Source organism: Chryseobacterium sp. 22458 (assembly GCF_052044975.1).
GTDB lineage: Bacteria > Bacteroidota > Bacteroidia > Flavobacteriales > Weeksellaceae > Chryseobacterium.
This window is the reverse complement of record NZ_JBQEOA010000004.1, coordinates 252,472-266,759: the sequence shown is the minus strand read 5'-3', so window position 1 is coordinate 266,759 and position 14,288 is coordinate 252,472. Positions and strand designations below refer to the sequence as shown.

The 14,288-nt window shown below is 38.9% G+C and carries 8 protein-coding genes; 6 read left to right on the top strand and 2 right to left on the bottom strand.

What is annotated here, in order from left to right:
- Nucleotides 1–42 precede the first annotated feature (42 nt).
- From alaS to ACTJJF_RS15550, 6 genes are all read left to right on the top strand, one after another.
- On the top strand, nt 43–2,646 hold the full coding sequence (alaS, locus tag ACTJJF_RS15575) for an alanine--tRNA ligase (RefSeq protein ID WP_440700225.1): 2,604 nt from the start codon (nt 43–45) through the stop codon (nt 2,644–2,646).
- 1,266 nt (nt 2,647–3,912) lie between these two features.
- Complete coding sequence (locus tag ACTJJF_RS15570) at nt 3,913–5,391, top strand: alkaline phosphatase PhoX (protein WP_440700224.1); 1,479 nt, start codon at nt 3,913–3,915, stop codon at nt 5,389–5,391.
- A gap of 64 nt (nt 5,392–5,455) precedes the next feature.
- On the top strand, nt 5,456–7,273 hold the full coding sequence (locus ACTJJF_RS15565) for a cytochrome-c peroxidase (protein ID WP_440700223.1): 1,818 nt from the start codon (nt 5,456–5,458) through the stop codon (nt 7,271–7,273).
- A 259-nt stretch (nt 7,274–7,532) separates the two neighbouring features.
- Nucleotides 7,533–9,914, top strand: a complete 2,382-nt coding sequence (locus tag ACTJJF_RS15560) for a hypothetical protein (RefSeq protein WP_440700222.1) — start codon at nt 7,533–7,535, stop codon at nt 9,912–9,914.
- 75 nt (nt 9,915–9,989) lie between these two features.
- A complete protein-coding gene (locus tag ACTJJF_RS15555; protein WP_312299881.1) occupies nt 9,990–10,226 on the top strand; it encodes a hypothetical protein in 237 nt (78 codons plus the stop codon).
- Between the two features lie 7 nt (nt 10,227–10,233).
- A complete protein-coding gene (locus ACTJJF_RS15550) occupies nt 10,234–11,703 on the top strand; it encodes a M20/M25/M40 family metallo-hydrolase (RefSeq protein ID WP_440700221.1) in 1,470 nt (489 codons plus the stop codon).
- A gap of 250 nt (nt 11,704–11,953) precedes the next feature.
- On the opposite strand, the gene ilvA is transcribed toward ACTJJF_RS15550, so the two are convergent.
- Both ilvA and ilvC read right to left on the bottom strand, forming a co-directional pair.
- Nucleotides 11,954–13,216, bottom strand: a complete 1,263-nt coding sequence (gene ilvA / locus ACTJJF_RS15545) for a threonine ammonia-lyase IlvA (protein ID WP_440700220.1) — start codon at nt 13,214–13,216, stop codon at nt 11,954–11,956.
- Nucleotides 13,217–13,228: 12 nt separating this feature from the next.
- Nucleotides 13,229–14,275 (bottom strand): ketol-acid reductoisomerase, encoded by a 1,047-nt coding sequence (gene ilvC, locus ACTJJF_RS15540; RefSeq protein WP_440700219.1) that lies wholly within the window; start codon nt 14,273–14,275, stop codon nt 13,229–13,231.
- Between the last annotated feature and the right edge of the window lie 13 nt (nt 14,276–14,288).

The window sequence follows — 14,288 nt, the reverse complement described above, 5'->3', positions numbered from 1 at the left end:
TCTTATCAAAAATTTGATATTTAAAAAAGCAAAAGCAATACTATGACATCACAAGAGATACGTCAAAAATTTTTAGATTATTTTAAAAGTAAGGAGCACCTGATCGTTCCTTCAGCTCCTATTGTGCTGAAAGACGACCCTACCCTTATGTTTTCCAACTCCGGAATGACGCAGTTCAAGGATTTCTTCCTTGGCTACAAAACCCCTACCGCCCCTAGAATTGCCGATACCCAAAAGTGTCTTAGAGTTTCAGGGAAGCACAATGACCTGGATGATGTAGGTAGAGATACCTATCACCACACCATGTTCGAAATGTTAGGAAACTGGTCTTTCGGGGATTACTTCAAAAAAGAGGCTATTGCTTTTGCCTGGGAATTACTGACTGAAGTATACGGAATTCCAAAAGAAAATTTATACGTAACGATTTTTGAAGGGGATGCTTCAGAAAATCTGGACAGAGACCAGGATGCTTATAATTTCTGGAAATCTCACATTTCAGAGGACAGAATCATCAACGGAAATAAAAAAGATAACTTCTGGGAAATGGGTGAAAGCGGACCATGCGGACCGTGTTCAGAAATCCATATTGACCTGAGAACTCCTGAAGAAAAAGCAGCTGTTCCGGGAATTACCAGAGTTAATCAAGATGACCCTCAGGTTGTTGAAGTATGGAACCTGGTTTTCATGGAATTCAACAGAAAAGCAGATAAATCTTTAGAGAAGCTTCCTGCTCAGCACGTAGATACGGGAATGGGCTTTGAGCGTCTTTGTATGGCACTTCAAGGGAAGTCTTCCAACTATGACACTGATGTTTTCACTCCGCTTATTGCTAAAGTTGAGGAACTTTCAGGTAAAAAATATACCGGAATTTTAGAAGACGAAAAAGATATTGCGATCCGTGTTGTGGTAGACCACATCAGAGCGGTTTCCTTTGCTATTGCAGACGGACAATTGCCATCCAACGGAGGAGCTGGTTATGTGATCAGAAGAATTTTAAGAAGAGGTATTTCTTATTCTTACCGATTCCTGGATATGAAAGAACCTTTCCTTTACAAATTGGTTGCTGTTCTGCAGGAACAAATGGGAGCTTTCTTCCCGGAACTTGAAAAACAAGGAAAACTGGTTGCTGAAGTGATCAAAAGTGAAGAAGATTCTTTCTTAAAGACAATTGAAAACGGTCTGATCAGAGTAGAGAAACTGATCCAGCAGACTATTGCCAATAATCAGAAAGTATTACCTAGCGAAGAAGTTTTTGAACTGTATGATACTTATGGTTTCCCTGATGATTTAACAAGAATTATTGCTGAAGAAAAAGGGTTAACTATTGATGAAGAAGGTTTCAAGGCTGAAATGGAGAAACAAAAGCTTCGTTCAAAAGCTGATTCAGCCCAGAAAGTATACGACTGGGTTACCCTGGAAGAAAGAGATGAAAACTTTGTAGGTTACGATCAAATTGAATCTGAAACCTATATTACAAGATACAGAAAGGTAGAAAATAAAGACGGAGAATTTTACCAGGTGGTATTAAGCAGTTCTCCTTTCTACCCTGAAGGAGGTGGACAGGTTGGAGATAAAGGGGTTCTTGAAAATGCAGTTGAGAGCTTCGAAGTACTGGAAACTAAGAAAGAAAACGGATTGATTATTTCATTAATCAACGGACTTCCGAAAGATGCAGGTGCTGTTTTCTATGCTAAAGTAAACGCTTCTGAGAGAAAAAATTCTCAGGCCAACCACTCTGTAACTCACCTTCTGCATGAGGCTTTAAGAGATGTTTTAGGAACTCACGTAGAACAGAAAGGTTCTTATGTAGGTCCGGATTATCTTCGTTTCGACTTCTCTCATTTCAACAAAATGACTGAGGAAGAATTAGCATTAATTGAGGAAAAAGTAAATAAAAAGATCAAAGAAAGTATTGCTTTACAGGAGTTCAGAAATATTCCGATTCAGGAAGCTCTGGAAAAAGGAGCAATGGCTTTGTTTGGTGAAAAATATGGTGATAGTGTGAGAATGATCCAGTTTGGAAGCTCAAAAGAACTTTGCGGGGGAACTCACGTAAAAAACACCAGCGAAATTGGTCATTTTAAGATCACTTCCGAAGGTTCTGCGGCTGCGGGAATCAGAAGAATTGAGGCTATTTCTGGAGACAAATCTGAAGAATATTTCAACAATCTTGAAAAGCAGATCACTGAGCTTTCTCAATTATTAAAGTCTAAAGATATTGTAAGATCTATCGAAAAACTAATCGAGGAAAATACTTCATTAAAGGCTGAAGTAGATGCTCTTAAGAAGGAAAAGGCAAAAGGAGAAATCGGAGAATGGAAGAATGCATATGAGCAGAAAGGTAACAAACAGCTTTTAGTAAAGAAAACTTCTCTGGATGCAGGTTCTGTAAAAGACATCGTATTCCAGTTGAAGAGAGAAATCCCGACTTCAGTAACGATTATTCTTTCTGATGCAGACGGAAAACCAATGATTACCGTTGGAGTTTCTGATGATCTTGCGGCAGATTACCAGGCTGGAGCTATCGTAAAAGACCTTGCTAAAGAAATTCAAGGTGGCGGTGGTGGAAACCCTGGCTTTGCGACTGCTGGAGGTAAAAACCTTGAAGGTATAGAAAATGCTTACCAAAAAGCTTTGAATATCTAAAATAGAAACCTTTATCATAAATTTCAGCCCCGGCTGTCTCAGAATTGAGACAGCCGGAGTTGTTTTTACTGTCTATCATGTTATTTTAACGTAAAGTTTTTTCTATAATACTTTATAATTCCAGGAGACAAAGAATGAAATCAACTTCATTGATTTTTATCAAGCAGACATAATATTGATACGTCTCGCAGATCAAACGGATTATGCAGATTCTTCCGCAAACATCTGTGTAATCCGTGAAATCAGCGGGAGATTAAAATAAATTTAGACGGTTATATAAGCTGGATATGTTTTATTTAACGCTAAAGATCGCAAAGAAACGCTCATGCTATCATCAATATTTTCGTTCGCAAAGGCGTTACACTCAGCTATGAAATCATTGCATTTTTTGCTAAATAGAATCCCTTTGCGAAAGAAAAAAGCAGATGAATAGAATCCGTAGCGTCTCTGCATTATAAAATACCATTCTTTCATTGATTTTTATCAAGCAGATATAATATTGATACTTCTCGCAGATCAAACGGATTACGCAGATTCTTCCGCAAACATCTGCGTAATCTGTGAAATCAGCGGGAGATTAAAATAAATTTAGACGGTTATATAAGCTGGATATGTTTTATTTAACGCTAAAGATCGCAAAGAAACGCTCATGCTATCATCAATATTTTCGTTCGCAAAGGCGTTACACTCAGCTATGAAATGACTGCATTTTTTGATAAATGGAATGCCTTTGCGAATAGAATCCGTAGCATCTCTGCATTATAAAATACCATTCTTTCATTGATTTTTATCAAGCAGATATAATATTGATACTTCTCGCAGATCAAACGGATTACGCAGATTCTTCCGCAAACATCTGCGTAATCTGTGAAATCAGCGGGAGATTAAAATAAATTTAGACGGTTATATAAGCTGGATATGTTTTATTTAACGCTAAAGATCGCAAAGAAATTCTCATGCTATCATCAATATTTTCGTTCGCAAAGGCGTTACACTCAGCTATGAAATTATTGCGCTTTTTGCTAAATGGAATCCCTTTGCGAACGAAAAAAGCAGGAAATAAAACTTTTGCGTACTCTGCGTTATAACATACTATTCCCTTATTCCTAAGATTTTCATCAAAGTCTTTTTATTTATATCCGTTCTAATTATTGATCTTATCTTAACAAATCCTGACATAATCTTAAACTATTTGTTTCGTCCCCGTAAAATATAATTCACAATAGACCTCTAGTTTTGTCGTAATCGAAATTCAAAAAAACAATTATGAAAATTAACAGAACTATCGGTGCTTTATTCCTTGCAGGTCTTATCTTTCAGAGCTGTAATGATGATAATAACGACGGAAAAAATACTCCGGTTAATAACAATATCAAGATTGAAAATTTTTCTAAGGAATCAGCTTTCGTTTTTGGAATGCCAGGTTTTGAAAATCTGAACATCACCACACTTATTTCAAGTTCAGATGTACTTCCTGGATCTCCCAACTTTGTTTTCGGGGGCCAGCCAGACGGGATGGGAATCATGAAGGATCCTAATTCTGACGGTTACCTTATGATCACCAACCATGAGATCAAGCAATCGGTTTCCAGAGTATATTTAGATAAAACATTCAAACCTGTAAAAGGAGAATACATTCTTAATGGTACCGGAGGAATCACCAGATTATGTTCTGCTACATTAGCTACTCCTGAAATTCACGGTTTCAGTGCATTCCTTACTGCAGGAGAATCCGGAGAAGAAAGTATGGTGCATGCTTTAAACCCTTTAGCTCCTGTTTCCCAGGCTTCAGATAAAACCAGGGTAAAACCGGCTTTAGGAAAAGCGTCTATGGAAAATGCCGTTCCGCTTCCTAAGGATGTATCTAATGGAAAATCTTATATCATCATCGGTGAAGATCAGTCATATTCTACTTCCCACCAATCTGCAGGACAGCTGATCATGTATGTAGCCGATACACAGGGAGATCTTGATAACGGAAAACTATATGCTTTAAAAAGAACCAACAATAACTACAAAGAAACTGACATGACCAAAGGAAGCAGCTACGATGTGGAATTTGTTGAAATTACAGGAGCAAAAACCTCTACAGGAGCTCAGATCAACCAGGCCAATATCAATCATAATGCAATCCGCTTCTCAAGAGTGGAAGATGTAGATTACAGAAAAGGAGCAGGAAAAGGAAGAGAAATCTATTTTACAGCAACCGGAGAATCCTTAGACGGTGTAAATCCAAAACCGGGATTGACGATGTGGGGAAGAGTTTACAAACTGGTTTTAAATGCCAACAATATGCTGACCGGAAAGCTGGAAGTAGTGGCAGAAGGAGACTCTAATCCTGGAAACAATCTGATCAATCCTGATAACCTGTGTGTCACTGAAAACTTTGTTTACATTCAGGAAGACGGTGATTCTTATTACAAAGCGGCCAATCATGACTCTTACATCTGGCAGCTTAATATTGCAACAAAACATTATAAACCGTGGCTGAATATGAAGCACAACAGAGGTAATTCTGCATGGCAGACTGCTTACAATCAGTCCGGAGATCTTCAGAAATTCGGTTCTTGGGAGTTCGGGGCAATGGTTGACATTTCAGATATCATAGGAGTTCCTAATACCTTTACTGTGAATATCCATTCTCATACATGGCAATCGGATAAATTTATGAATCCTGACGGTTCCGGAGTGAATACCAATAAAGAAGGCGGACAGGTTGTCATCATCAGAAACGTAGAAAAATAGCTTTAATTACTCATAAAAAATCAAAGTATCAGCAGAAAATCTTCTGTTGATACTTTTTCATGCAATGAAGAAACTTTCAAAATACCCGATACTTCTGTTTTTATATGCAGCAACGGCACTTCTGGTCCTTGCCTACTGCAAAAACGAGAAACCTCAGCCTGTATACGAAGATTTAGGTTCCGTAAAAAAAGAAATCCTTGCCAACAATATTGAGTTTGAAAAACAGGTCAATACACTTACAGACCTTGTCTCTGATAATGCTGACGAAAAACTTCTTCAGGAAAAGTTTGAAACACTCAGAAAGACCTACAAAAAAATGGAATGGGCTGTAGAATACTTCCTTCCCCATTCCGCAAGATTCATCAACGGGCCGGCCCTTCCTGAAATTGAAATGGATGAACACACGGAAATAGAACCGGAAGGATTACAGGTTCTGGAAGAAATGCTCTACCCATATGACCGGGCCAATAAAAATGAAGTGATCAGATTTTTGAAAAAACTGATTAATAAAAGCAATGCTATAAAAATCAACTTTCAGGTAATTACGGTAAGCAAAAATCAGGTTTTTGATGCATTGAGACAGGAAGTTTTCAGAATTGCCAGTTTAGGGATTGCAGGATTTGACACTCCTATTTCCGGAACATCTTTACAGGAAATACCCTATGCGCTTGAAGCAGTAAAGCAGACTTTAGAGCAAATTTCTACCGGCAGATCAAAAGGTAAGGCTTTGAAAAATATCAATGCTGAAATAAGTTCCGCTCTTGAAATACTGAAAAAGAATCCGGATAAGAATTCTTTTGATTACGTCAATTTCATTCCTGATCATCTTAACAAGATCACTTCCCTGATGCTGGAATTCCAGAAACAGGAACAGATCCCGGATGTTGAAGTAACGACCGCCCTGAATAAACATGCCGCTACATTTTTTTCAAAGAATGCTTTCAACCCCAATGCATTCACTCCGGGTAATGAATTTGCCTTTTCAAAAGAAAAAGCAGCCCTTGGTCACAAACTTTTTAACGATAAAATGCTTTCCAACAATAACAACAGGAGCTGTGCCACCTGTCATATTCCAGAAAAAGCATTTACTGACGGACTTGCAAAATCGTTATCCCTTGAAAATGCAGAGCTTGCAAGAAATGCTCCTTCACTTAATTATGCAGGCTACCAGCATGGGCAGTTCTGGGATATGCGGAAAGAGGATCTGGAAGGCCAGAGCTCCGATGTGATCTCCAATAAGGAAGAAATGCATGGGGACCTTAATGTTATTCTTGCAAAGATCAATCAGGATAAGGAATATCAGGCAGCTTTTAAAAAGATTTATCAATCTCAGAAGACGGAAATCTGGCAACTTCAGAATGTACTGGCAAGCTATATCCGTTCGCTGGCAGCATTCAATTCAGGTTTTGATGAATACATGAGAGGTAATAAATCTGCCATGACAGAAAGCCAGAAACGTGGTTTTAATCTTTTTGTAGGAAAGGCTCAGTGTGCCATATGCCACTTTATTCCTTTATTCAATGGAACGGTACCTCCAACTTTCAAAAAAACTGAACAGGAAGTACTGGGAACAGCTATCAATGGAGACAATAAAACTTTTGACCAGGATCCGGGCAGAGGAAAATTCCATGAAACGGTTGAATCCCTCCAGAATTCCTTTAAAACCCCTACCCTCAGAAACATCAGCAAAACGGCTCCTTACATGCACAACGGAGGTTATAAAACATTGAAAGAAGTGATGAATTTTTATAATAAAGGTGGAGGAAAAGGCTTTGGATTTAAAGTAGAAAACCAGACACTTTCAGATGCTCCGTTACAGCTTACGGATCAGGAAATTGATGACATTATTGATTTTATGCGGGCATTGGATGACAGACAGTAGTTTGGAATGGAAGCTGGAAGAAAGAAGCTGTAAGTTGGAAAATTAACAAGGTATGAAATTCTTCTTTCATACCTCATAACTTCCAGCCTCCAGCTTCAGACTTTCAGGATAAATCTCTGAATGATTAAATGGCATTTCACCGTTTTTAATTTTCCATTGCAGAATTAGATTAAATCAATGTTATACTCTGTTAAAAACTTTTACAGGCCAATAAATATGATTAATTTTGACCTAGTTTTTTTACATGAAAAGGGTTTTATTGTTATTATTTTTTATGATGAGCTTTTTGGGGTATTCACAACTGAAAATAAAGGTTGTGGATGACACCAGCCAAAAACCTGTCTCTAACGCAAAAATATCGTGTGACAAAAAGATTATCGGATATACCAATGCGCAGGGCTTTCTGGAATTCAAAACAGAATGTAAAGACATAGAAATTGATGCTGAATCTTATCAGAAGGAAATCGTTTCGATTGAAAGCAGTATGGAAGTTTCCCTGATCAGAAAATCTTCAAAAACTACCAATATTGAAGCGGTGGTCATAGAAGATAAAAGTGATCCGAGAGCCTTGGAAATTCTGAAAAAAGTAAACAGACTGTTCAAAGATAATTCACCCAAAAGCTTAGGTTCCTATTCTTATAAATCTTATGAAAAAATCTCTCTGGATATTGACGAAGACAGTATTTCCCAATTTCAGGAGTACTTCAATGATCTGAATGTTTTTAAGAAAAAAAGAGCAAAGGATTCTTTAAATAACATCAACGCAAGAAAGATATTTTCCAAAAGCAAACTGTTTCTGTGGGAAAGAGCCCAGGAGTTTTTATACTCCAAGAAATACGGGGAAAAGATCAATATTCTGGATAACAGAATTTCCGGTCTGAAACAGCCGATTTATGAAATGATCGCCCTTCAGCAAAGTAACAGAGACATTGTTCCGGAGCAGGTGAAGCCCGAAAACAGAGGACTTTACAGATTCTTTCTTTCCGATACTGTTGACATTGACGGAAGGAAAAATTTTGTGATCCGTTTCCGTGAGGTCAATTATAAAAATCCGGACAGAAAAAGAAAATACAACGGTGCGATCTATGTAGATACGGAAACTTACGGGATCAAGAAGATCGAAAACTTCAGTAAAAATAAAAACGACGGGATCATCACCAGCACCTGGATATTTTACAATAACAAATGGTTCCTTGCCCAGGAAAAAGCAAAACTTAAAATGGGTAAAATGGCCATGGATGACAAAGACCGTCTCAACAAAAAAGATAAAAAGAGCTTTGGCACCTACGCTTTCCTGACTTCCAAATATTTTGATTTTGAATCTCCTATCGAAGAAGACCGTAAAGATTTCAAAGGCTATACTTTCTCGGTAAAGAGTATCGATGGTCATTCATTGGATAAATACCGAACCGACCCCCTCACCAGCAGGGAACAAAATACCTATAAAACGATAGACAGCTTAGGAAAACAATATAAAATAGACGGTAAAGCCCAGATTTTATCCGGTTTGCTCAATGGTCAGATCAGGGTCAACTCTGTAGATTTTGCAGTGGATGAGGTTGTGAATTATAACTCGTATGAAGGTTTCAGACTGGGATTAAAGGCTAAAATGAATGAAAATTTCAATCCTTATTTCTCTCCCGATTATTATTTTGCATACGGTGTGAAAGACCGCAGATGGAAATACGGTATGGGGCTGGATATGAAGACCTCTTTAGAAAAAAATTCCTTTTTCAGGTTTGAGTTTTATGATGATGTAACGGCATCCGGGGAATTCTACAGAAGACTCTGGAACTTCAAAATGAGAATGATGAATTTCGGGAACAACCTGAATAATGATAAATATTTCCACTTCAAAGGTGCATCATTATCTTATCTGAATGATGTGACAAACGGCCTTACCCTTGCCCTTGCAGTGAGAAGAAATATAGAAGAAGCTGAGTTTGATTATCAGTTCAGGGATGGCGGGTCTTCCTTCAAAAACTTCAATACGCTGTTTACATTGAAGTACTCTCCCAATTCTACCAATATCATGACCCCACAGGGGAAATCACTGATTGATCAGAAATATCCTGAGCTTTATTTTAATTATGAGCAGAGTTATAAAATGCTGGGCGGAAGCTTTAACTACTCCCGTTTTGATGCTCTTTTTGTTCATAATTTTAAAACACCGATCGGAACTACAGGCTTCAGGCTGTATGGCGGAGTTGTTTTGGGCCAGGCACCAATCTGGAAGAATTTTACAATGAACGGACTGGCTTCTCCGGGAAAAGATTTCAACTTCAACCTTACTTCTTTCCTTGGTTTTGCAACTCTGGAGGGCGGAAAGTATTATAACGACAAATTCGTAGCCTATTATTTCACCCACAAACTACCCTTTTACTTCAAAAGTTTCGGACATAATGTTTCCAGCTTTGATTTTGTACTGAGGGGAACCATCGGAGATATGAAACATCCGGAATACCATCAGTTTAAGTTCAGAAAGCTTGATCACCTGTATCAGGAAGTAGGTCTGGAATGGAACAATTTCCTTTCCAGCTATTTCAACCTGGGTGTATTCTACAGAGTAGGCTATTATGCCACCCCGCATTTCAATCAGAATTTTGCCGTTCAGTTTAAACTGAAGTTTTTGGAATTTTAATAGTCAGGGAAAGGCAAAATCTTTAATTTTGAAATCTATTTCAACAGCATTCAACGATAATATATAAAAAAGAACATGCAGAAAATCGAAATCAAAGCAGAACAGTTTTTTGAATTATTAAAATTAAAAGACACCCCGATGTGGGAGATTTTCTCACAGATGATCGATGGAAATGAAAAGGAAATCATCTTTTTAGACAACGAAGACAAAATCCTTTTTAACTATATTTTACCTTCCAACCAGGAAAAACTGGAAGAGGACAGAAAAGAGTTTTCAAAACAGTTCTCTGATAAACTTGCCAATATGAACTAAGAAACAGATGAATAAAAATTATATTCTTTCACTATTGGGCCTGTTCCTGTTCAGTATAGGAAATGCTCAAAGCTATAAAAAACCCTTGGTTTCTGCTATTAAAGAAGCTGATCTCCGTAAGGATATGTATGAACTTGCAGCAGACCAGTTCTGGGGCCGTGAAGCAGGAACTTTGGACGAGCTGAAAGTGTCTATGTGGCTTGCTGACAAAGCTAAAGAAGCCGGAATGAAACCTGCTGGAGACAACGGAACCTTCTTCCAGTTCTTTGATATGTACAGACATCAGGTGATTCCGCAAAGCAGCCTGAAAATAGGTGATCAGAATCTGAAATTATGGAAAGATTTCCTTGTTGCAGAACCTGTAAATGCATCCATTGATGCTGAAATTGTATACGCCGGAAATGCTGAACCCGAAGATCTCTCTAAACTGAACATCAAAGGAAAAGTACTTGCTGTAAACGCTTCGGATAAAAATATAGAGAAAGAAATGACTCTTTTTATAAGAAGATACCCTGGATTTGTAAGAACAAAATACTATAATAAAGCTGCTGAACTGGGAGCAAAAGCCATCATTTTCATTACAGACGAGACCTCTGAAAAAAGCTGGGCAGAAGTGCTTCCCCAGATGACAAGAGGAAGCTATGGCGTAGAAGGCCTAAGGGAGAAAATCACCAATAACATTCCTGTTTTATGGATCAAAAGAGAAAATGCAAGCTGGGTGAAAAATAATCCTAAAGCCTCATTGAACCTGATCACGGAAACCTACAAATACCCTTCTGTGAACATCATCGGGAAAATAGAAGGTACAGATCCGGTCCTTAAAAACGAATATGTTCTGCTCAGCGGGCATCAGGACCATGACGGAATCAGACATCCTGTAAAAAATGATACCATTTATAACGGAGCCGATGACAATGCAAGTACCTGCGTTGCTATGCTGGCAATGGCAAGAGCCTATAAAAAACAGCCGGGAAAGAGAAGCATCCTTTTTGTTTTCCATGGTGCTGAAGAGAGAGGATTACTGGGCTCCAGATGGCACGCTGCCCACCCTGTGGTTCCCAAAGAAAAAGTTGTAGCGGTTCTGAATGGTGACATGATCGGAAGAAATGATAACAATGAAGCTGCCTTATTGGGAGGAAATGCCCCTCACAAAAATTCTGAAGAGCTTGTAAAAATGGCTGAAGACGCTAATAATGAAAGTACTAAGTTTAAATATCTGAAAGATTGGGATTCACCCAACCATGCTGAATATTTTTACTTCAGAAGTGATCATCTTCCGTATGCTAAAATCGGAATTCCTGCTGTATTCTTCACCAGTGTACTGCATGATCAATACCATACTCCACAGGATGAATCCGAGAACATCAACTATAAAAAGCTGTACAAAATGACAGAATGGATGTACAGAACATCCTGGAAAGTCGCCAATGAAACGGAACGCCCGAAAATCATTCCGAATTTTACGCTTGAAAGATAAAAACATAAAAGCTTCACAAAAATTTGTGAAGCTTCTTTTTTCATCATTGTGTTTTTAGAATCATGAACTTACCGGATACCTCTCTCGAAGATTGAGCTGATTCCTCAGATTTTTTTTAATGAAAATCAGAGATTTTCAAAGGCTTATGTGTACTTAATATACGCAAGAAATATCACTTAAAATAACTTAAGTGTTAAAAAACTTTTGAGCCTTTTGTGGTTCAATCGGCCCCTCTACTTTTCCAGCTTTTCTAAATAAGCAGGTTCATCAGAGACGGATCATTGTTCAGGTAATTGACAAAAAAATCATATTGTTTCATTTTACTGATCAACGGACTGAAATCTCTGTTCTGTTTCAATGCAATTCCTACCACAGCAATCCCCTTTTCTTTTGAATTTTTTTGGGTATACTCAAAATATGTAATGTCATCATCCGGTCCCAGCACTTCCATTACAAAAGTTTTCAGTGCACCGGGACGCTGGGGAAATCTGACCAGAAAATAATGCTTCAGGCCGGCATACAGCAAAGCTTTTTCCTTGATTTCTTCCATACGGGTGATATCATTATTGCTTCCGCTGATGATGCATACTACATTTTTACCTTTTATCTCGTCTCTGTACTTTTCCAAAGCGGCTACTGAGAGAGCTCCCGCAGGTTCTGCCACAATAGCATCTTTGTTGTAAAGTGATAAGATCGTCTCGCAGACCAGCCCTTCATCTACTGTCACCATATCGGATAAGGCATTTTTACAAAGCTCAAAAGTGATGGCACCCACCTGCTGAACTGCCGCACCATCTACAAATCTGCTTATTTTTTCAAGAAGAACAGGCTTGCCTTTTTCCATGGCTTTTTTCATACTTGCAGCAGCCGAAGGTTCCACCCCGATAATTTTGGTTTGCGGAGAAAGTTTCCCAAACACAGAACAGATACCTGCAGCTAATCCCCCACCTCCCACGGGAACAAAAAGAAAATCTACAGGTTCATCCGACTGTTCGAGGATTTCCATTCCTACTGTTGCCTGACCTGCAATGATCGCAGGATCATCAAACGGATGAATGAATACTCCGTCATGCTCATCGCAAAACCTCAATGCGGCATTTTTTGCTTCGTCAAAGGTATCTCCATACAGAACCACATCAATATAGCTTCCTCCGAACATCTTTACCTGTTCCAGCTTCTGTCCTGGGGTAGGCAAAGGCATGAAGATCGTTCCCTTCACCTTCATTCTGCTGCATGCAAAAGCTACTCCCTGGGCATGATTTCCTGCACTCGCACACACCACTCCTTTCTCTAGGATTTCCGGAGACATCGTTGCCATTTTATTATAAGCACCTCTGATTTTGTATGATCTTACCTGTTGAAGATCCTCTCTTTTAAAGCTTATATTTGCGCCGTAAACAGCCGAAAGATTATTGTTGACGGCTAAAGGTGTTTTAACAACAACATTTTTAAGTCTTTCCTCAGCTTTACAGACCTCTTCCAGTACGGAAAAGCCTACTTCTTCTTTCATCATTTTCCAGGGAGATTAATTGTTTTCCGGTCTGAGGCTTCGTACAGTTTTTCCAGCTTTCCACATTTCACTTTCTCTAAGCTCTGTCAGTTCAGCTTCCAGCTTTTCTCTATAATCCGGCTTGCTGTTGCTGTCGATGGAACGTTGGGCTTCATTCCCTTTTGCTACATTGTCATACAATTCTTCAAATAAAGGGGAAGTTGCTTCTCTGAAGCGTTTCCACCAGTCTAAGGCTCCTCTTTGTGCTGTGGTACTGCAGTTGGCATACATCCAGTCCATACCGTTTTCAGCCACTAACGGCATTAATGATTGGGTAAGCTCTTCTACAGTTTCGTTAAAGGCTTCGGACGGGCTGTGACCGTTTTTCCTTAAAACATCATACTGTGCAGCAAATATTCCCTGTACGGCTCCCATCAGAGTTCCTCTTTCCCCTGCAAGATCGCTGTACACTTCTTTTTTAAAATCCGTTTCAAACAGATAGCCGCTTCCAATCGCTATTCCCAATGCCGTTACCCTGTCCCTGGCTTTACCTGTAGCATCCTGATATACGGCAAAACTACTGTTCAGCCCTCTGTCCTGCAAGAACATTCTTCTCAATGAGGTTCCGGATCCCTTAGGTGCTACCAGAAATACATCTACATCAGCCGGAGGTACAATTCCTGTACGTTCATTAAAGGTTATTCCAAAACCGTGAGAGAAGTACAAAGCTTTCCCCGGACTAAGATGCTGCTTTACCTTTGGCCAATATTCAATCTGCGCTGCATCACTCAGAAGATAGCAGATAATAGTTCCTTTTTGCAGGGCCTCTTCAATTTCAAACAGGGTTTCGCCTGGTACAAACCCGTCTGCTACAGCCTTATCCCAGGATTTTGAGTTCTTTCTCTGCCCTACAATGACATTGATCCCATTATCTTTTTGATTCAGTGCCTGTCCCGGCCCCTGTACTCCATATCCGATAACAGCTACTACCTCATCTTTTAATACTTCCTGTGCTTTTTTTAATGGAAACTCTTCTCTTGTTACTACGTTTTCCTCTACTCCTCCAAAATTCAATTTTGCCATTTTCTTTGATTTT